This window comes from Bradyrhizobium sp. PSBB068, assembly GCA_016839165.1.
In the GTDB taxonomy this organism is placed as follows: domain Bacteria; phylum Pseudomonadota; class Alphaproteobacteria; order Rhizobiales; family Xanthobacteraceae; genus Bradyrhizobium.
In genome coordinates this window covers 4024988-4044300 of sequence record CP069300.1, presented here as the reverse complement: position 1 = coordinate 4044300, position 19313 = coordinate 4024988, and the positions used below count along the sequence as shown (strand labels likewise).

Annotated in this window: 21 protein-coding genes; 10 read left to right on the top strand and 11 right to left on the bottom strand. The window is 64.7% G+C overall.

Features of this window, described 5'->3' with window-relative positions:
- Positions 1–35: 35 nt before the first annotated feature.
- From JQ507_18765 to tsaA, 4 genes are all read left to right on the top strand, one after another.
- A complete protein-coding gene (locus tag JQ507_18765) occupies positions 36–788 on the top strand; it encodes an AzlC family ABC transporter permease (GenBank protein QRI67052.1) in 753 nt (250 codons plus the stop codon).
- Entirely contained in the window at positions 785–1129 is a 345-nt protein-coding gene (locus JQ507_18760; protein QRI67051.1) for an AzlD domain-containing protein, read from the top strand. Before JQ507_18765 ends, JQ507_18760 begins: the two co-directional genes overlap by 4 nt.
- A gap of 106 nt (positions 1130–1235) precedes the next feature.
- On the top strand, positions 1236–2171 hold the full coding sequence (locus JQ507_18755) for a tripartite tricarboxylate transporter substrate binding protein (protein QRI73409.1): 936 nt from the start codon (positions 1236–1238) through the stop codon (positions 2169–2171).
- 3 nt (positions 2172–2174) lie between these two features.
- Positions 2175–2666 carry a tRNA (N6-threonylcarbamoyladenosine(37)-N6)-methyltransferase TrmO gene (gene tsaA / locus JQ507_18750; GenBank protein QRI67050.1) on the top strand — a complete coding sequence of 164 codons (492 nt, stop codon included), beginning with the start codon at positions 2175–2177 and terminating at the stop codon, positions 2664–2666.
- Between the two features lie 139 nt (positions 2667–2805).
- Here tsaA and JQ507_18745 read toward each other — a convergent pair whose 3' ends face one another.
- The 4 genes from JQ507_18745 to JQ507_18730 form a co-directional block, all read right to left on the bottom strand.
- Positions 2806–3228 carry an HIT family protein gene (locus JQ507_18745; GenBank protein QRI67049.1) on the bottom strand — a complete coding sequence of 141 codons (423 nt, stop codon included), beginning with the start codon at positions 3226–3228 and terminating at the stop codon, positions 2806–2808.
- Between the two features lie 52 nt (positions 3229–3280).
- Entirely contained in the window at positions 3281–4531 is a 1251-nt protein-coding gene (locus JQ507_18740) for an N-acetyltransferase (protein QRI67048.1), read from the bottom strand.
- 155 nt (positions 4532–4686) lie between these two features.
- Entirely contained in the window at positions 4687–5439 is a 753-nt protein-coding gene (locus JQ507_18735) for a glycerophosphodiester phosphodiesterase (protein QRI67047.1), read from the bottom strand.
- Between the two features lie 3 nt (positions 5440–5442).
- Positions 5443–5910 (bottom strand): RidA family protein, encoded by a 468-nt coding sequence (locus JQ507_18730; GenBank protein QRI67046.1) that lies wholly within the window; start codon positions 5908–5910, stop codon positions 5443–5445.
- 263 nt (positions 5911–6173) lie between these two features.
- Here JQ507_18730 and JQ507_18725 point away from each other — a divergent pair, with 263 nt between their 5' ends.
- The gene (locus tag JQ507_18725) at positions 6174–7037 is read left to right on the top strand and encodes a cell envelope integrity EipB family protein (GenBank protein ID QRI67045.1); all 864 of its coding nucleotides are present in this window, start codon (positions 6174–6176) and stop codon (positions 7035–7037) included.
- A gap of 227 nt (positions 7038–7264) precedes the next feature.
- Positions 7265–7666, top strand: coding sequence for a RidA family protein (locus tag JQ507_18720; protein QRI67044.1), 402 nt, complete (start codon positions 7265–7267; stop codon positions 7664–7666).
- 126 nt (positions 7667–7792) lie between these two features.
- On the opposite strand, the gene JQ507_18715 is transcribed toward JQ507_18720, so the two are convergent.
- Together JQ507_18715 and JQ507_18710 are read right to left on the bottom strand one after the other, a co-directional pair.
- The gene (locus JQ507_18715; GenBank protein QRI67043.1) at positions 7793–9103 is read right to left on the bottom strand and encodes a DNA polymerase IV; all 1311 of its coding nucleotides are present in this window, start codon (positions 9101–9103) and stop codon (positions 7793–7795) included.
- Positions 9082–9381, bottom strand: a complete 300-nt coding sequence (locus JQ507_18710) for a DUF3572 domain-containing protein (GenBank protein ID QRI73408.1) — start codon at positions 9379–9381, stop codon at positions 9082–9084. Before JQ507_18710 ends, JQ507_18715 begins: the two co-directional genes overlap by 22 nt.
- A gap of 228 nt (positions 9382–9609) precedes the next feature.
- Between JQ507_18710 and JQ507_18705 the strand changes: the two genes are divergently transcribed.
- Positions 9610–9975, top strand: a complete 366-nt coding sequence (locus JQ507_18705) for a response regulator (GenBank protein QRI67042.1) — start codon at positions 9610–9612, stop codon at positions 9973–9975.
- Positions 9976–9990: 15 nt separating this feature from the next.
- Complete coding sequence (locus JQ507_18700) at positions 9991–11364, top strand: PleD family two-component system response regulator (protein ID QRI67041.1); 1374 nt, start codon at positions 9991–9993, stop codon at positions 11362–11364.
- Between the two features lie 163 nt (positions 11365–11527).
- On the opposite strand, the gene JQ507_18695 is transcribed toward JQ507_18700, so the two are convergent.
- Both JQ507_18695 and JQ507_18690 read right to left on the bottom strand, forming a co-directional pair.
- Positions 11528–12676: a beta-lactamase family protein gene (locus JQ507_18695; GenBank protein QRI73407.1), complete on the bottom strand. Its 1149-nt coding sequence runs from the start codon at positions 12674–12676 to the stop codon at positions 11528–11530.
- A gap of 190 nt (positions 12677–12866) precedes the next feature.
- On the bottom strand, positions 12867–13469 hold the full coding sequence (locus JQ507_18690) for a TetR/AcrR family transcriptional regulator (GenBank protein ID QRI67040.1): 603 nt from the start codon (positions 13467–13469) through the stop codon (positions 12867–12869).
- A 133-nt stretch (positions 13470–13602) separates the two neighbouring features.
- On the opposite strand from JQ507_18690, the gene JQ507_18685 reads away from it, so the two are divergent.
- Together JQ507_18685 and JQ507_18680 are read left to right on the top strand one after the other, a co-directional pair.
- Positions 13603–14835 carry an MFS transporter gene (locus JQ507_18685; GenBank protein ID QRI67039.1) on the top strand — a complete coding sequence of 411 codons (1233 nt, stop codon included), beginning with the start codon at positions 13603–13605 and terminating at the stop codon, positions 14833–14835.
- A 502-nt stretch (positions 14836–15337) separates the two neighbouring features.
- Positions 15338–16735 (top strand): ammonium transporter, encoded by a 1398-nt coding sequence (locus tag JQ507_18680; protein ID QRI67038.1) that lies wholly within the window; start codon positions 15338–15340, stop codon positions 16733–16735.
- A gap of 197 nt (positions 16736–16932) precedes the next feature.
- Here the strand turns inward: JQ507_18680 and JQ507_18675 are convergent, their stop codons facing one another.
- The 3 genes from JQ507_18675 to JQ507_18665 all read right to left on the bottom strand — a co-directional run bounded on the left by JQ507_18675 (position 16933) and on the right by JQ507_18665 (position 19194).
- Positions 16933–17463 (bottom strand): hypothetical protein, encoded by a 531-nt coding sequence (locus JQ507_18675; GenBank protein ID QRI67037.1) that lies wholly within the window; start codon positions 17461–17463, stop codon positions 16933–16935.
- A gap of 109 nt (positions 17464–17572) precedes the next feature.
- Positions 17573–17740 (bottom strand): 50S ribosomal protein L33, encoded by a 168-nt coding sequence (rpmG, locus tag JQ507_18670; GenBank protein QRI67036.1) that lies wholly within the window; start codon positions 17738–17740, stop codon positions 17573–17575.
- Positions 17741–17868: 128 nt separating this feature from the next.
- The gene (locus tag JQ507_18665) at positions 17869–19194 is read right to left on the bottom strand and encodes an LLM class flavin-dependent oxidoreductase (GenBank protein ID QRI67035.1); all 1326 of its coding nucleotides are present in this window, start codon (positions 19192–19194) and stop codon (positions 17869–17871) included.
- Between the last annotated feature and the right edge of the window lie 119 nt (positions 19195–19313).

The following is a 19313-nucleotide window of genomic DNA, read 5'->3' as shown; positions in this document are numbered from 1 at the left end:
TAAGCCGCCGCCATTGCATAACCATCCGGTCCCCCGTGGCGCTTCCTCCGCTCGATTCTCCGCAATGGCAGACCTCGTTCCGCGCTTTCCTGTGGGGTGCGCGGTCGGTCGGCGCGACCGTGCTGACGCTGGTGCTGTTTGCGACCTATCTCGGCATCGGCGCGCTGGCGCATGATTCCGGCTTCTCGCTGGGCTGGACCCTGGCGAGCACGGCGTTCGTCTGGGCGGGGCCCGCGCAGATCATCGTGATCACGACGCTCGGCTCCGGCGCCACGGTGCTGCAATCGGCGATCGCGGTCACCGTCAGCGCGATCCGGCTGTTTCCGATGGTGGTGTCGGTGCTGCCGTTGATGCGCACCGAAGACACCAAACGCCGGCATCTGATCCTGGTGGCGCATCTCACTGCCGTGACGCTGTGGGTCGAATGCTACCGCTTCCTGCCGCAGGTGCCGCGCAACCGCCGGATCGCCTTCATCCATGGGCTCGGCCTGGGGCTGGTCTCGGTCTGCCTGATCGCCAACACGATCGGCTACACACTCGCCGCCAACCTGACGCCGCTGCTCGCCGCCGGCATGCTGATGCTGACGCCGCTCGCCTTCCTGTTCTCCACCGCGCGCAACTGCCGCGAGCTCGCCGACGTCATCGCGCTGGTGCTCGGTCTCTTGCTGTTTCCGCTGGCCGCAATGCTGAACAGCGGCGTCGACATCCTGGTCAGCGGCGTCGTCGCGGGAACCGTCGCCTATGGGGTGCACCGGGCGCGGGCGGGCACCGTGAGGGCGCGGGCATGAGCACGTTCATCGGCGACTGGCACGCGCTCGCGATCCTGTTCGTGGCGGGCGTCATTCCCAACCAGATCTGGCGCATGCTCGGCCTGTGGTTCGGCGGCGGCATCGACGAAAACTCCGAGCTGCTGGTATGGGTGAGGGCGGTCGCCACCGCGATCCTCGCCGGTATCATCGCGCAGATCGTGGTGCAGCCGCCGGGCGCGCTGGCCAGCGTGCCGGATTGGCTCCGCTACGGTGCCGTCGCCGCGGGATTCGTGGCGTTCACGCTGGCGCGAAAATCGATCTTCGCCGGCGTCATCGTCGGCGAAGTCGTGATGATCGCGGGCAAATACTGGCTCGGCTGATTGCGGCGACCGCATTATCCGCTACTCTCGTTCCCCAAGAACGAGACAGCGGGGAAACGGCATGCAGCGGCGCGCATCATCGCCATTCATTGTTGCTCTGACGGCGTTGCTGGTGGCGGCGCTGCCGGCGCGCGCCGCAGATTATCCGGCGCGTCCGATCAAGCTCGTGGTGCCCTATGCCGCGGGCGGCCCGACCGACGTGCTCGGCCGCATCATCGGCGAATATCTCGGGCGCGATCTCAAGCAGGTCGTCGTGGTCGAGAACAAGGCGGGCGCGCAGGGCGCGATCGGTGCCGAGGCCGTGGCGCGCTCCGATCCCGACGGCTACACGCTGTTCGTGACGGCGGCTTCGATCTTCGTGCTCAATCCGCTGCTCTACAAGAAGTTGCCTTACGATCCGGCGAAGGATTTCCGCCTGCTGTCCGTGATCACGGATGCGCCGATGATCATGGAAGTGAATCCGTCGGTGCCCGCGAAGACGATCGCTGAGTTCGTCGCCTACGCCAGGAAGAATCCCGGCAAGCTCAATTTCGGATCGGCCGGCACAGGCGGCACGGTTCATCTCGCCGGCGAGATGTTCAAGCAGATGGCCGGCGTCGAGATGACCCATGTGCCGTACAAGGGCGCCGGACCCGCGCTGCAGGATTTGCTGTCAGGTAACATCCAGCTGATGTTCGACACGCTCGGCACCGCGCTGCCGCCGGTCAAGTCCGGCATGCTGCGCGCGCTCGGCGTCAGCTCGACCGAGCGCATCGCCGATTTGCCCGATCTGCCGACGATCGCCGAGAGCGGCTATCCGGATTATGCGGTCAGCGTCTGGTATGGTATTGCAGCGCCGTCGAAAGTGCCTGACGAGATCGCCGGCAAGATCAAGGCGAGCCTCGACCGGGCCTTGAACGACGAGGTGTTCCGCGCTTCGCTGGTCAAGATCGGTTTCCCGCCGCTGCGGGCGAAGAGCCAGGCCGAGATCGACAAGTTCGTGGATACCGATCGCGCACGGTGGGCAGGCGTGGTCAAGGCGCTCAACATATCGCTGGACTGACACATGGTACGTGAAATGGAATTGCGCCAGGGCGAAATCGCCGTCGACATGCCGGCGCCGCGCGATGCCGGGCTCGTCTTCATCGGCCGCATCCGCACGCCCTGGACCTCGCGGCTGGCGACGCCGCGGCAGGGGCGGCATGATGGCCCGGTGTGCCGGCTCGAGATCTTCGAGCCCTGGGTCGCCGCCATCAAGGGCGTCGATTTCTACAGCAATCTCGAAGTGCTGTACTGGCTGCACCAGTCGCGCCGCGACATCGTGCTGCAAAGCCCGAAGAACAACGGCAACACCCGCGGCACCTTCTCGCTGCGCTCGCCGGTGCGGCCCAATCCGATCGGCACTTCGATCGTCAAGCTGGTCGGCGTCGAGGGCAACGTCATCCTGGTCCGTGGTCTCGACTGCCTCGACGAGACGCCGCTGATCGACGTCAAGCCCGACCGCTGCGAGTTCACGCCGCTCGCTCCGCCACAGGCGGGCGATTTCGAGACGGAGTGAGCCGTCATTCCGGGGCATCGCGCAGCGATGAGCCCGGAATCCATTGGGCCGCAGGAGCGGTCGGTGGTTAGTTAAATATTCGCGGAGGAATGGATTCCGGGCTCGCGCCAAGCGGCGCGCCCCGGAATGACGCTGGTGGCTACTTCAACGCCGCGATCAGCTTCGCCGCGTTCGCCTCCAGCACCTTGCCGTCTTCCTTGAGGCTGGCGGGCGGCAGCAGCGCGACGCCGTCCTTGCGCGGCATCACATGCATGTGGAGGTGGAACACGACCTGGCCGCCGGCGGGCTCGTTGAATTGCTGCACGGTGATGCCGTCGGCCTCGAACGCCTTCATCCCGGCGGCGGCGATCTTGTGGGCGGCGCGCGCGACATGGGCGTAATCATCAGGCGTGATGTCGAGGATGTTGCGGGCAGGGGCTTTCGGGATGACGAGCGTATGCCCGGGTGAGCGCGGCATGATGTCGAGGAAGGCGAGCACGTGCTCGTTCTCATAGACCTTGTAGCAGGGAAACTCGCCGCGCAGGATTTTTGCGAAGGGGTTGTTGTTGTCGTAGGCGGGCATGGCGGCGGCTCCTCAATTCTATAGCGCTAATGTCTAGGTCGCGGCCGAAACGTCAAGCGTCGTCGTCGACCGTCTTGCGGAATGGGCCCGCCTCGGTGAGCTCGCGGCCGACCTCGGCGACATAATCGCGCTCGCGCTTGAGATAGTCGGCGATCGCGCGGCGCAACCCGGGATCGGCGATGAAATGCGCCGAGTGGGTGGTCTGCGGCAGGTAGCCGCGCGCGAGCTTGTGCTCGCCCTGTGCGCCGGCCTCCACCACCTTGAGCCCGCGCTGAACCGCGAAATCGATGGCCTGGTAGTAGCAGACCTCGAAATGCAGGAACGGGTGGTGCTCGATCGCCCCCCAGTTGCGGCCGAACAGCGTGTCCGAGCCGATGAAGTTGATGGCGCCCGCGATCCAGCGGCCGTTGCGCTTGGCCATGACCAGCAGCACGTCGCGGGCCATGCTCTCGCCGATCAGCGAGAAGAATTCGCGGGTCAGATACGGCCGGCCCCATTTGCGCGAGCCGGTCTCCATGTAGAACTCGAAGAAAGCGTCCCAGGCGTCCTCGGTGATATCGGAGCCGGTCAGCCAGTGGATGGTAATGCCGGCAGCAAGCGCCTCGCGGCGCTCGCGCTTGATGCCCTTGCGGTGGCGCGAGTTCAGCGAGCCGAGGAAATCGTCGAAGGTCTTGTAGCCTTGATTGTGCCAGTGGAACTGCTGGTCGGTCCTTTGCAGGAAGCCGTGCGCGCCGAGGAATTTTGCTTCGTCTTCGCGGGCGAAGGTCACGTGCACCGAGGAGGCCTCGGTGGCGTTGCAGAGCGCCCGCAGGCCCCGCGCCAGCGCGGAGCCGATCATCTCGCGGTCGACGCCATCGCGGATCAACAGCCGCGGCCCGGTCGCCGGCGTGAAGGGCACGGAGACCTGCAGCTTCGGATAGTAGCTGCCGCCGGCGCGGTGATAGGCCTCGGCCCAGCCGCGATCGAACACGTATTCGCCCTGCGAGTGCGATTTCAGATAGCAGGGCACGACGCCGACGATCCGGCCATCGAGTTTCGCCACCAGATGCCGCGGGCCCCAGCCGGTCCGCGGGCAGGCCGAATTGGAGGCTTCCGCAGCAGCGAAAAAGGCATGGGAAACGAACGGGTTATAGATCGAACTTGCAGCCGCCTGGCAATCGCCTGCGGTGGCGGACGAGGCCAGCGTGTCGAGGTTATGGATGCTGTCGGCGTCCGGCCTCGGATTGGCACAGGCGTCCCACTCGGCGGCTGGAATGCCGCCGATATCAGCCACAGCCTCTAGGGTGATTTCAGACGACGTCATCGAGAATGAAGACCGGTGCCTCTTTTGAGCATGATCTTTCCGGAACAGCTGGCTCCACTTCCGGATCATGCCCCGCATTCCGCCATCGCCGATGACGACCAACTCCCGACAACATCGTGCGTCGCAGCGACGAGTTCAAGGCTACCGGCGACATGTCAGGTTCCCGGTACAAACCCCTCGAAAATCATCTGGTCGGCGTAGCGCGCCGCGCGCGCGCGCTGTTCCGCGGTCCGGACGGTCCACGCCAGCAATGGGCAGCCGAACACGTTGCGGGCGATCCAAGGCGCCGGCGCCGGCAGCTGGTTGACCCAGAAGGCAACGAAGTGCGGCTCGGTTCTGAAGCCGTGGCGCAGATACAGCATGCCGTCGCGCTGCGCCGGGGTCAGCTTGGTCCAGGAACTGTCGTCATAGGTGCGCTGGGCGGTGATGCCGCGCGGCAGGTTCGGCATGGTCTCGCGTAGCGCCAGCACCTGGTCCGGATCAAAGGACATGCCGACAACAGGGCCGGAATAGGACGACAGCACCTCGGCCATCCGAGCTACCAGCCTGCGGTCGCCGTCGAAATGGCTCTTCACCTCGACCACCAGCGGAACGCGGCCGGCGACCAGCGCGCAGAGATCGCCGAGCGTCATCATGTGCTCGGTGGTGCCCTTGAACCTGACCGCTTTCAGCTCGGCCGCGGTCTTGGTGACCAACAGGCCAGAACCTTCGGTGAGGCGGCCGAGCGCATCGTCGTGGTGCACCATGGCCTCGCCGTCGGCGGTGAGCTGGATATCGCACTCGATCGCGAAATTGCCTGATACCGCGGCGTTGGCCGCGGCCGGCATGTTCTCGATGATGCCGCGTGCGGCATCGTGCAGGCCGCGATGGGCGACCGGCCGTTTGGTCAGCCAATCAGGTGCGCGCATCGCTCAGGCGACTTCGAACACGCCTTCGACCTCGACCGCGGCGTCCGCGGGCAGCGAGGCGACGCCGACGGTGGTGCGGGCATGGCGGCCCTTGTCGCCGAAGGCGGCGACCATCAGGTCGGAGGCGCCGTTCAGGACTTTCGGTCCGTCGAAGAAATCAGGCGCGGAGTTGATGAAGCCGCCCAATCGCACCACGCGCACCACCTTGTCGAGATCGCCCAGCGCAGCCTTGACCTGGGCCAGCAGGTTGATCGCGCAGCCCTGCGCCGCAGCGACGCCTTGCTCGAGCGTGACGCCGGCCCCAAGCTTGCCCTTGGCGATCAGCTTGCCTTCGGCGTTGAAGCAGACCTGACCGGAAACGAACAGCAGGTTTCCGCTGCGGACGAAGGGGACATAGTTTGCGACCGGGGAGGTCGGCTCGGGAAGCGTGATGCCCTGTGACGCCAGTTTCTGTTCGACGGTACCCGCCATCTTTTTGTCCCCCAATTGGATTGCACGAAGCCTGAAACGCGGTCAGGGCCGAGTTTGTTTCGATTGTTTCGCGCATCGTGCCGCCGGTTGCAAGCGACGGTCGCCTGAGGGCGTGGCGGTCGGGACGTGCGCAATCGCACGGAAACTGCCGAAAATGACGGCAATTTCGTCGCCGACATTGCGATTTTGTCAGACTTGCCCCAGTTGCGGCGCAATACCACCGTCACTATTGTGGCGAATCCCTGCCTCCCCGAGGACAAACCATGACCTTGCCGTTCCGGAATCCGTCGCGTGCCCTGGTGCTCACGATCGCCGTTACCGCAGGATCCGCTCTGGTTCATGGGGCTGCCGCCGCGGCAAGCGGGCCGTTTCTCGCGCACCAGGCGCTGTACGATCTGAGCCTGGTGAAATCACGCGGCTCCAATTCGGTCAGCGACGCGCGCGGGCGCATTCTCTACAATTTCTCCGGCAGCTCCTGCGAAGGCTACACCTCCGAATTTCGTCAGGTGTCCGAGCTCGACAGCGGCGAGGGCAAGGTGACGCTATCAGACCTGCGCTCCACGTCCTGGGAGGATGCGGCAGGCAAGAGCTATCGGTTCAAGATCGACACGCGGATGAACGACAGTGAATCCTCGCCGGTCGACGGCATCGCCGAGCGGGTCGGCGATCATATCACCGTGAAGCTGACCCAGCCGGTGAAGAAGACATTCAATCTCGACGGCAAGATCGTATTCCCGACCGAACAGATCCAGCGCATCATCGCCGCCGCCCGCGACGGCAAATCGGTGCTCGAACAGACCGTCTATGACGGCTCGGACAACGGCGAGAAGGTCTACAACACGCTGACCGTGATCGGCCGCCCCATTGCGGGCGACCGCGCGCCGTCATCGCCCGATCCGTCGACCGCCAGCGATGCGATGAAGACCATGACGCGCTGGCCGGTGACGGTGAGCTATTATGACAGCGACGCACGCGCCAAGGACGGCGAGCAGACGCCGGTCTACGCGATGTCGTTCGAGCTCTACGAAAACGGCGTCTCGCGCGCGCTGGTGCTGGATTACAACGATTTCGTGATCTCCGGCGCGCTCGACAAGTTCGACGTCAGGGATTCCAAGCCCTGCAAGTAAGGGGCCGGCTGTAGCCACACATTCAGTGTCGTCCCGGCGAAAGCCGGGACCCATAACCACCGAAGGTGCGTTTTGCGACGCTGGGGCCACGGCTTCCCTCAACAACTGCTTCCTGTGGTTATGGGTCCCGGCTTTCGCCGGGACGACAGCGGAGCAAGAGACCACTCTGGCCGGAACCATCAGACCCGAGTACGCTTCCCGAAACACGCGTGTCAGGGAGGCACATCATGAGCAAGCGCGACCATCTTCGCCCCAGCGGCCTGCATCACAATCCGGCTTACTCCCACGTCGTCGTCGCCTCGGGCGCGCGCACCATCTACATCTCGGGACAGGTGTCCACGGATGAGGAGGGCCGGCTGGTCGGCGCCGGCGATCTCGCCGCGCAGACGACGCAGGTGATGCAAAATCTCGGCACTGCGCTGAAGGCCGCCGGGGCGAGCTATTCCAACATCGTCAAGATCACGACCTACGTGGTCGGCTACAAGCCGGAACTGCGTCCGATCATCGGCAAGGCGCGCTCGGCGTTCTTCGAGGGCATGGAGCCGCCGGCCTCGACGCTGGTCGGCGTAACCGCGCTCGCGGCTCCGGAATGGCTGATCGAGATCGAGGCGATTGCGGTGGCGGATTGAGGGCCGTGGCTCCCCGTCATTGCGGGCGCAGCGAAGCATTCCATACCTCCACGCCTGCGGAGCGATGGATTGCTTCGTCGCTGCGCTCCTCGCAATGACGGAGTTCGGGTCGCGGTCGAGCCCGAACTATTCCGGCTTTGCCGGCCCATCATAGGCAATGCCCCTGATCACGGCGGCGTTGCCGAACTTCTTGCGCAGATTATCCATCGCGCGTTCGGCGTGTGCCGAGCGACGGTCGAGCATGTCGGAATCGTTGGCCTGCGCGCCCGGGCGCAACGCGCTAACGCCGGCGCCCATCAGGCGGAAGGCGGTGCCGTCGATCTCCCTGGCCAGCATCTCGCGCGTCACCGCAAAGATCTTTGCGGCCAATTGGGTCGGGGTCTGGATCGATTGCGAGCGGGTGCGCTGGCGGAAGTCCGCGGTCTTCAGCTTCAGCGTGATGGTGCAGCCTGAGAGGTCGCTGCTCTTCAGCCGCGCCGAGGTCTTCTCTGACAGCTTCCAGAGCAGTTTTTCCAGGGTTGCGAAATCGCGGATGTCGGTCTCGAAGGTGGTCTCGCTCGAGATGGTCTTGGCGCCGCGATCGGGCACCACGCTGCGGTCGTCGATGCCGCGCGCCAGCCGCCAAAGCCTGCGGCCTTCGCCGGCGAACTGCTTCATCAGCTCGTTCTCGTCGGCGCGTTGCAAATCGGCGATGACGCGGAAACCGCGCTGCACGAGCTTCTCCTGGGTCGCGGGACCGACGCCGTAGATGAAGCCGACCGGTTTACTGGCCAGCATCTCGCGCGCCTCGTCCTGGTCGAGCGCGGCAAAACCCCTCGGCTTGTCGAGATCGGAGGCGATCTTGGCGAGGAACTTGTTGCAGGACAGCCCGACCGACACCGTGATGCCGATCTCGCGCTCGACCTCGCGGGCGAATTTGGCGAGCACCTTGGCCGGGATCATGCCGTGGACGCGCTGCGTGCCGGAGAGATCGAGGAACGCTTCGTCGATCGACAGCGGCTCGACCAGCGGCGTCAGCGCCTGCATTGCCTGGCGCACCTCGCGGCCGACCCGGACATATTTCGCCATGTCGGGGGGAATCACGGTGGCGTCGGGGCAGAGTTCCAGCGCCTTGAACATCGGCATCGCCGAGCGGACACCGTAGGTGCGGGCGATGTAGCAGGCGGCCGACACCACGCCGCGCTTGCCGCCGCCGATGATGACGGGGCGGTCGGCGATCTCAGGATTGTCGCGCTTCTCAACGGTGGCGTAGAACGCGTCGCAATCGATATGCGCGAGCGCGAGCGCGGGCAGGGTGCGATGGCGCACCAGCCGCGGCGAGCCGCAATGGCTGCATCGCCTGACCTTGATATCTAGATCGCCGAGGCAATCCCGGCAGAAACCGAGGGGGCCGCCGGGCGCTGCCGCCGCCGTCGTCACGGCACGTCGCGCTCCCATCTCGGGTCACCCAGCGCCTGGTGGGCGGCGGCGATGTTGGTCGGGTGCAGTTCGGAGGCTGCGGCGAACGCCTGCACGGTGGCATCGTCGCGCATCACGAAATCGAGCACGCTCGCAAGAAATTGAGGATTGGACGCCGCGTTCCGCAGCGTCTCCGGACCGATTCCGGACTCAGCCAGGAACAGGCCCAGCCGCTCGGGATCGCCGGCAATGAAGCCCAGCGCCTGAATCGCAACGATTTCAGCGACTTCCCGCAGGTTGTGAACAGGCTTTTTCAACGCGCCGGTTTGCCTTTCCGTTAACTTATGGTCTCTATTGAGAGGCCCATCATGCCCGAGTCTTCCGCGCATGTTCAAGCAACGGAAACCACGCTGCGGAAGTTGGATGTCGGGTTAACGGGTTAGAGCGATTCTGGCGCTAGTTTGAATTCACATTTTCGACGCGTCCCGAGCGCGGTGCGTGAGGTGCCGCAGCCGGGCCCGTCTCCTGGGTTTGGGAGGGACGGGATGGCCAAAACCGTCCTGATCGTGGAGGACAATGAGCTCAACATGAAGCTCTTTCGCGATCTGTTGGAAGCGCATGGCTACCAGACTTCGGGCACCAGCAATGGCTTCGAAGCGCTCGATCTCGTGCGCAAGCTGCGCCCCGATCTCATTTTGATGGATATTCAACTGCCTCAGGTTTCCGGCCTCGAGGTCACGCGCTGGATCAAGGACGATCCCGATCTGCGCACGATTCCGGTGGTCGCAGTCACCGCCTTCGCCATGAAGGGCGACGAAGAACGCATCCGCGAGGGCGGCTGCGAAGCCTATTTGTCCAAGCCGATCTCGGTCGGCAAATTCATTGAGACTGTCCGACGCTTTATCGGATAGGGGAGTTGGGTTGCGATGTCCGCGCGTATCCTCGTCGTCGATGACGTTCCGGCGAACGTCAAGCTGTTGGAAGCTCGCCTGTCGGCCGAATATTTCGATGTGCTGACCGCATCCAACGGGACCGAGGCGCTGGAAATCTGTTCGCGCGCCGAATGCGACATCATCCTGCTCGACGTCATGATGCCGGATATGGACGGCTTCGAGGTCTGCCGCCGCTTGAAGTCGAATCCAGCGACCCATTTCATTCCCGTCGTCATCGTCACCGCGCTCGACAGTCCGGCTGACCGCGTCCGCGGCCTCGAATCCGGCGCCGATGACTTCCTGACCAAGCCGGTGTCCGACGTCGTGCTGATTGCGCGCGTGCGCTCGCTGACGCGGCTGAAGATGATGACCGACGAACTGCGCATGCGCGCCATCACCTCGCTCGAGATCGGCATGCAGGCGCCCGAGCGCAGCGCGATCGCGGATCGTGGCACCGGCGGCCGCATCCTCCTGGTCGACGACCGGCCGTCGTCTTACGAGAAGCTGGCGCCGATCCTTTCCGCCGAGCATACCGTCGACGTCGAGGTCAATCCGTCTGAAGCGCTGTTCCATGCGGCCGAGGGCAATTACGACCTGCTGATCGTGTCGCTCAGCCTCGACAATTACGACGGCCTGCGGCTGTGCAGCCAGGCCCGTTCGCTGGAGCGGACGCGGCAGGTGCCGATCCTGGCAGTGTCCGATGCCGACAACAACACGCGGCTGATGCGCGGGCTCGAGATCGGCGTCAACGACTACCTGCTGCGCCCGGTCGACAAGAATGAATTGCTGGCACGGGCGCGCACCCAGATCCGCCGCCGCCGCTACACCGATCATCTGCGCGACAACGTGCAGAACTCGATCGAGATGGCGATCACCGATGCGCTGACCGGCCTCAACAACCGGCGCTACATGGAGAGCCACCTCGCGACGCTGGCGGAGCAGGCTTCGGTCCGCGGCAAGCCGCTGGCGCTGATGATCCTCGACATCGATTACTTCAAGGCGATCAACGACACCTACGGCCACGACGCCGGCGACGACGTGCTGCGCGAATTTGCCGTTCGCATCCGCAAGTCGATCCGCGGCATCGATCTGGCCTGCCGCTATGGCGGCGAGGAGTTCGTGATCGTGATGCCGGAGACCGATCTGCATGTCGCCGGCATGGTCGCCGAGCGGCTGCGCCGCTCGATCGCGGGCGAGCCCTTTGCCGTCGAGAAGGGCGGCAAGCGGATCACGGTCACGATCTCGATCGGGCTCACCACGCTGGAGCGCAAGGGCGAGCAGGTTGCCGACGTGCTGAAGCGCGCCGACACCGCGCTCTATCGCGCCAAGCACGACGGCCGCAACCGCGTGGTTTCCGCGGCGGCCTAACGGCCGCGCTTCACACCATCCACAACACTCGTCGTCATACCCCGCGAATGCGGGATATCCAGTACGCCGCGGCCTCTCGATTCAAGCTGAACCGTCTCTGGAATACTGGGTCACCCGCTTTCGCTTTTGCGGGTGCCGACAGGATTGTCGTAAACGCAGCCTGCTAACGGCCGCGCTTCACCGCGTCATAGGCCATCCGCTTGAACTCGAACGAGAACGGATGGACGAACGCCATCTGGCGCTGTGCCATCATGACGCCGGCGATGCCCTTCTTGGGCGAAATCCACCATTGCGTGCCGGCGACGCCGCCCCAGTAGAATTCGCCGGCGGCGTCGGGATGATCGATTGGTGAGGGATTGAGGATCAGGCCGCCGGCAAGCCCATGCGCCTTGCCGGGTTGCTCGCCCATCATCGCGAAGCGGATCCATTGGCCGTCCGGCAACTGGTTGGACATCATCGCAGCGATCGTGTCCGGCTTCAGCAGGGTCGGTCCGCCTGGCAGCAGGCTGCGGATCAGCGCGACCATGTCGGGCAGTGTCGACACCAGGCCGCCGCCGCCATTGAGCCGTGCGACCGGGCGCAGATAGGCGCCGGGGAAGGGCGCATTGTCGGTGCGGGTGAGGCCCGGCTTCATCGGCTCCATCAGATCGGCGCCTGCGTAGTACGCGACCAGGCGTCCCTGATCCTGCTCGGGGACCACGAAGCCGGTATCGACCATGCCGAGCGGATCGAGGATGCGCGCCTTGATGAATTTGTCGAAGCTCTGGCCGCTGACCACCTCGACGAGGCGCGCCACCACGTCGATCGCGAGCGAGTATTCCCACGACGTGCCAGGCTGATAGATCAGCGGCAGGCCGGCCAGCACATCGACCATCTCGGCCAGGGTCGTGTTGGGGTTGTGCACGCCGCGCTCGTTGAGCGCCTTGAAGATGACGGTGCCGGGATCGAAGAAGCCGTAGCTCAAGCCGGCGCTGTGGCTCAGCAATTGGCGGATGGTGATCGAGCTCCGCGCCGGCTCGGTGTCGTCGATCGACGTCGCGCCCGGCCGCAGCACCTTGCGGTTACCGAGGTGCGGGATGTAGGTCTCGATCGGATCGTCGAGCCGGATGCGGCCGTCTTCGACCAGCAGCAGCGCCGCGCAGGAGGTGATCAGCTTGGTGTTGGAGAACACCCGGAAGATGTGGTCGGTGCGCAACGGGGTCTGCGCTTCCTTGTCGGCCCAGCCGACGCAGGACACGTCGACCAGCTCGCGCCCCACCATCACGGCGGACGAGATGCCGGACAGCAGATTGTTGTCGATGTAGCGCTGCATGGCGGCGCGCGCCGGCGCGAAATCGTAGCCGGTGGCCGTCACCTTCAGATCTTCCATGGTCGTTCCCCAGTTGTGCCGCAGCTTGTCTCGCGGTCGCTGTCAATCTCGCCGGACGGAATATCCAGATTGGGAATGCCGTCGCATGCCGTCACCGCTAACAACCAAACCGGACTTGTCTACGCAACCGGATTTATCCGGTGCGCTTGTTGTCCGTAGCTGCGGAGGCGCCAAGCTTGACGCCGGCGTTGGCCAGCAGCACGCGGGCGGCTTCCCTGGCCGCGCGAGCCATCGCCGGATCGTCGCGCACCAGGTCCTGCGCGATCGAGCCGTCGACCAGCAGCGTGAGCTGGGTCGCAAGCCCCTCCGCATCGGCGACGCCGAGCTGCTGCAGCAGATCGCGAAACCAGACCCGGCGGCTTTCCTTGAAGGCAACGGCAATGTCGCGGACGGTGTGGTCCTCGTCATCAGGTCCGAGCTCGGCCACCGCGTTCACGAACGGGCAGCCGCGAAAATCCTTTGCCGCGAAGCGCCGCTCCAATGAATCGAAGGTTGCAAGAATCTGCTCGGCCGGCGGCTTGTCGGACGGGCGGGGCTGCACGAAGCGGCGTTGCAGATAGGCCTCGATCAGCGCGTCCTTCGACGGGAAGTGGTTGTAAAGCGTGCGCTTGCTGATGCCGATCTCGGCCGCGATGGTGTCGACGCCGATGGCGCGAATGCCCTGCAGGTAGAACAGCTTGTCGGCGGTCTCGAGGATCCGCTCTTTCATGGTCTGTTTGGGAGGCGGGGAAGCCATGCGCCGGCCGTGATCCTCTTCGCTTGACAGTTCGCCCCTTGTATAGCCTAAGTACACAGGTCTGTGTAACCAAAACATGCGTGAATCGCAGGCTGTGGCGCGCGTGCCGCGCCGTTATGGGAGAACAAAAACAATGCCCCTGCTGCAGGTCCTGCGTCCCACGCTTCCCATTCTGATCGGCGCCTCCATCATGCTCACGCTGAGCATGGGCCTGCGGCAGAGCCTCGGCATCTTCATGCAGCCGCTGACGCACGACATCGGAATTACGGTGTCGCATTTCACGCTGGCGCTGGCGGTGCAGAACCTCGCCTGGGGCTTCTTGCAGCCGCTCGCCGGTGCGATGACCGTGCGTTACGGCTTCCGCCCGATCATGGTGGTCGGTGCGCTGGCCTATATCGCAGGCCTTGTGCTGATGACGACCGCGCATGGCCTCGTCAGCATCATGATCGGCGCCGGCGTGCTGATCGGCATTTCGCTCGCCTGTACCGCGAATGCCATTGCGATGTCGGTCGCGGCGCGCGCGGTGCCGGAGATGGTGCGCTCCACCGTGCTCGGTATCGTCTCTGCCGCGGGCTCGCTCGGCGCGCTGCTGTCGGCGCCGATCGGCCAGATGCTCAATGAAGGTTTCGGCTGGCGCGTCGGGCTCGCCGGCTTCGTCATCCTGTCGGTCGGGATGATCCCTGCGGCGTTGTATGCCGGCCGCGTCGACAACATCCCGCTGCCGAAGCCCGCGGGTGACGACATCGGCAATGCGACGGCGGCGACCGCGGCAAAGACCGCGTTCGGCAACGCGTCGTTCGTGGTGATGACCTGCGCCTACATGGTCTGCGGCATGCAGCTCGTCTTCCTCACCACGCATCTGCCGTCATATCTCGCCATCTGCGGGCTCGATCCGATGCTGAGCGCGCAGACGCTCGGCATGATCGGCGGCTTCAACGTGCTGGGCTCGCTGTTCTTCGGCTGGGCCGGCCAGCGCTGGAACAAGCTGGCGCTGCTCGGCGCGATCTACATCCTGCGCTCGCTGGCGCTCGCCTGGTACTTCATGCTGCCGGCAACGCCGGGCTCGACGCTGCTGTTCGGCGCCATCATGGGCTTCCTCTGGATGGGTGTCGGGCCGCTGGTCGCGGGCGCGGTGGCGGAGATGTTCGGCTTGCGCTGGCAGGCGATGATCCAGGGCCTTGCCTTCATGAGCCACCAGGTCGGCAGCTTCCTCGGTGCCTACGGAGGAGGGGTGATCTACGACTCGCTCGGCTCCTACACCATGGCCTGGCGCATCGGCGTCGCGCTCGGACTTGCCGGCGGCATCATCCAGCTTGCCTTCGCGCTGATCCGGCCGGCGCAGCCGCCGCTGCTCAAGGCCATTTGAGCTCCCAATCCCGGCAAACCGGCGATTGCCCCATACGAGGGCGGTCGCCGACGGCTGCCTGTTTTTCCATCGATCGCTTGCTGCGAGAACGTGCAGTGGTGCGCGATGCCGTTCTGCGCGCGGATTGAATTTACTGCGTCTTCAATCTGTTGCTCGGCATGCGCCGGTGGCACGAATCTTGATTGAATATGGCTAGAAATCGTGCCGGAAGCCGTTGCAGGGTTTCCGGCCTGGGGATCCCATGGGAAGGGCTGGCCGCAATGAGGCTAGTCGCCGTCATTCTCCAGCTATCCGCGCACCACGGCCTTTGCCGCGCCGCCGAGCAGGAGGCGCTTGTGCCTTGCGCCGGGCCTGAATGCCGCTGCGCCTTCGCCGCATCCCGCCAGCCGCACCACGGCGCTTCGAGACATCCCGATAACCGAATGCGCGCTGTCTTCGGCGTTCGCGCTCCGAACGCGCCACGCCCATTCCGAACACCAGCATTTCTTGTGATGGGAGGACGATGATGGAGTCTGCGACATACACGCGCCCGAAGCTCGTGAGAATCGTGATTGCCCTGCTGGGAGTGGCGTTTCTTTGCCTGCTGTTCAGTGACATTGCGCTGGCTGAGGATGCGGTGGCGCCGCCTGCCTGCGGCGGCAAGATTCTCGAGAAGTGCACGCCCAATTCGGGCGACACCGCCTGGATGCTGACGTCCGTCGCGTTGGTCCTGATGATGACGGTGCCGGGGCTCGGCCTGTTCTATGGCGGCATGGTGCGCAAGAAGAATGTCGGCGACACCGTGATGACCAGCTTCGCCGTCACCTGCCTGGTCACGATCCTGTTTGCCGTCCTCACCTACAGCCTCGCGTTCCGTGCCGGAACGCCGTTCATCGGTGGCCTGGATCGCATGTTCCTCAAGGACATCCTGAGCGACATCGGCAAGGGCGGCATCGGCAATCCCAATCCGCTCGCCGCGACCATTCCTGAGTCCGTCTACATCTGCTTCCAGATGACGTTCGCCATCATCACGCCGGCGCTGATCGCCGGCGCGTTTGCCGAGCGGATGAAGTTCTCGGCGATGCTCTGGTTCATCGGGCTGTGGGCGATCTTCGTCTATGCGCCGATCGCGCACTGGGTCTGGGGGCCCGACGGCATCTTCTCCGCGGGCAACGACGCCGCCTATGTCAAGGTTCTCGATTTCGCCGGCGGCACCGTGGTGCACATCAATGCCGGCGTCGCCGGCTTGATGTGCGCGATCATGCTCGGCAAGCGTGTCGAGACCGGGCCGGCGCACAACATGGTGCTGACCTTCATCGGCGCCTCGCTGCTGTGGGTCGGCTGGTTCGGCTTCAATGCCGGCTCCGCCGTCACGGCCGGCATGCAGGCCGGCATGGCCATGCTGGTGACCCAGATCGCCACCGCGGTGGCGGGCTTCACCTGGATGCTGGTGGAATGGGCATTGAAGGGCAAGCCGACCGTCGTCGGCATCTGCTCGGGCGCCGTCGCGGGCCTCGTCGCGATCACGCCGGCCTCCGGGTTCGTCGGGCCGGTCGGCGCCTTCGCCATCGGCATCGCCGCCGGCGTCTGCTGCTACTGGGGATGCACCGGCTTGAAGCGCATGTTCAGCTACGATGACGCGCTGGACTGTTTCGGCGTCCATGCCCTCGGCGGCATCGTCGGGGCGCTGCTGACCGGCGTGTTCGCGGTCGAGCAGTATGGTGGAACGGCTGGCGTTCTTGAGGGAAATCCTGGGCAGTTCGTCAATCAATGCATCGGCGTCGCGACGGTTTTCGTGTATGATGCCGTCGTGAGCCTGATCATCCTGTTCGTGATCAATCTCTTCGTCGGGCTTCGCGTGAGCCGGGATATCGAGCGCGAAGGGTTGGATCTGGCACTGCACGGCGAGGTCGTGCAGTAGACTTGGCGGCGTTCCGCGCCGGCCGGCAATCTCTGCCGGCTGGCACGGATCAAAGCTGTTCGAGGTGATCCGATGAACTGGTTCTATTGGAACACAGCGTGGTCGCTGTTCTTCAGCCTGGTCTGGTTCATGACCATCACGCACAATCCGGATGCTGAGATCGCGGATGCGCATCTGCCGGATGAAGCGTTCAAGGGCTAGCTCCGGTAGTAGCGCCACATCCTCAGGAACGTCCGGTGGATCTCGTCGGGCGTCCGGTCGAACGGCTCCAGATTGACGCGCACCACGCCGCGATGGTCCATGCGCCACGGCAGGCGCATCAGCAGCCGATAGGCCGGCCGCTTGCGCCAATCGGCCACCAGTGCGCTGCCGAGCGGCCCATTGAGTGCGATCTGCAATTCGTGGACGGTCATCGCGCGCTCTGCGATCTCGACGAGATCGATCTGCGTGATCGCGCGCCAGCGGATCAGCCCGAAGGCCTGGATGAAGATGCCATACTGGTTGGCGCCGATGGTCGGACGACCGGCCTCCAGCAGCGGGATGTTGTAATAGGTAAAGCCCGCTGCGGCCGCCGCCAGCACCAGCCAGTAAAGCGCGCCCGTGATCCACGTCGCGGTCATAAAGACCGCGGCGAGGGCGGCCGTGACATAGACCGGGAAGTAGATGTCCTCGCGGCCGTAGGCGACCGAGTAGCCGCCGACGTTGCCTTCGTCCAAGCCTGCGATCATGTGAGCCCTGCGCCCGGGACCTGCCCGAAAGACATGAGGGACGACGTGAGGCCACAAAGCAAAAACGGGGCCGCGAGGGCCCCGTTTGAAACGTTGGAAGCAGCCTATCTTACTTGATCTTGGCTTCCTTGAACTCGACGTGCTTGCGCGCGACCGGATCGTACTTCTTCTTGACCAGCTTGTCGGTCATGGTGCGCGAATTCTTCTTGGCGACGTAATAGAAGCCGGTATCGGCCGTCGACACGAGCTTGACCTTGATGGTGACCGCTTTGGCCATGTGCAAATCCTCGAAAAGGAAGGGGTATCGGGAGCCGGCCAAATCGGCCCGCGTTTGGCCCGGAAACTAGCCACAAACCGCTCAAAGTCAAGGATTTCCGGGCCTAAACCACCCCGATTCCGGCCCGATTACCCCGCGAAGAACTGATTTTCGGGCCGCGGCAGGCCCAAATTCTCGCGCAGGGTCCGCCCTTCGTACTCGGTCCGGAAGATTCCGCGCTTCTGCAGTTCCGGCACCACCCGGTCGACGAACTCGAACAGGCCCTGCGGCAGATAGGGGAACATGATGTTGAAACCGTCGCTGCCGCGGCCCACCAGCCATTCCTCCATCTGGTCGGCGATGGTCTGCGGCGTGCCGACGAAGGCGAGCCCGCCATAGCCGCCGACGCGCTGGGCGAGCTGGCGCACGGTGAGCTTGTCGCGCGCGGCGACCTCGACCAGGCGCTGCCTGCCGCTCTTGCTGGCGTTGGTCTCGGGGATCGGCGGCAACTGCCCGTCGGGATCGAAGCCGGATGCGTCGGTGCCGAGGATCACCGAGAGCGAGGCGATCGCGCTGTCGTAGTGGACGCGGCTGTCGAGCAGCGCGCGCTTCTCCTTGGCTTCCTCGACGCTGTCGCCGACCACCACGAAGGCGCCGGGCAGGATCTTCAGGTGCTCGGGATCGCGGCCGATCTTCTCCATGCGGCCCTTGATATCGGCATAGAGCTTCTGTCCGTCGGCGAGGCTGCCGCCGCCGGTGAACACGGCTTCCGCGGTCTCGGCCGCGAGCTGCCTGCCGTCATCGGAGGCGCCGGCCTGCACGATCACCGGCCAGCCCTGCACGGGACGGGCGATGTTGAGCGGGCCGCGCACCGAGAGATATTTGCCCTTGTGGTTGAGCACATGCATCTTGTCGGGATCGACGAACAGCCCGGACTCGACGTCGCGCACGAAGGCGTCATCGGCGAAGGAATCCCAGAGACCGGTGACGACGTCGTAGAACTCGCGGGCGCGCTTGTAGCGCTCGGCGTGCTCCATGTGATCGTCGAGGCCGAAATTCAGCGCCGCGTCCGGATTGGACGTGGTGACGATGTTCCAGCCGGCGCGGCCGCCGGAGATGTGGTCGAGCGAGGCGAACCGCCGGGCGACGTGATAGGGCTCGTCGAAGGTGGTCGAGCCGGTCGCGATCAGGCCGATATTCTCGGTCACGGCGGAGAGGGCCGACAGCAGCGTAAACGGCTCGAACGAGGTCACGGTGTGGCTGCGCTTCAGCGCGTTGATCGGCATGTTCAGCACGGCCAGATGGTCGGCCATGAAGAAGGCGTCGAACTTGCCGGCCTCGAGCTTGCGGATCAGCGTCTTGATGTGGTCGAAGTTGAAATTGGCGTCGGGCCACGCCCCGGGGTAGCGCCAGGCGCCGGTGTGGATGCTGATCGGCCGCATGAATGCGCCGAGCTTGAGTTGACGCTTCGCCATTGCCCCGTTCCGTTCTTGATGTCGTTAGCGGAACAGATAGGGAGGCGTTTCGCGGCGCGCCATTGGGTAGATTATTTTGTTTTTGGGGGCCATCTCAACATCGTCATTCCGGGGCGGAG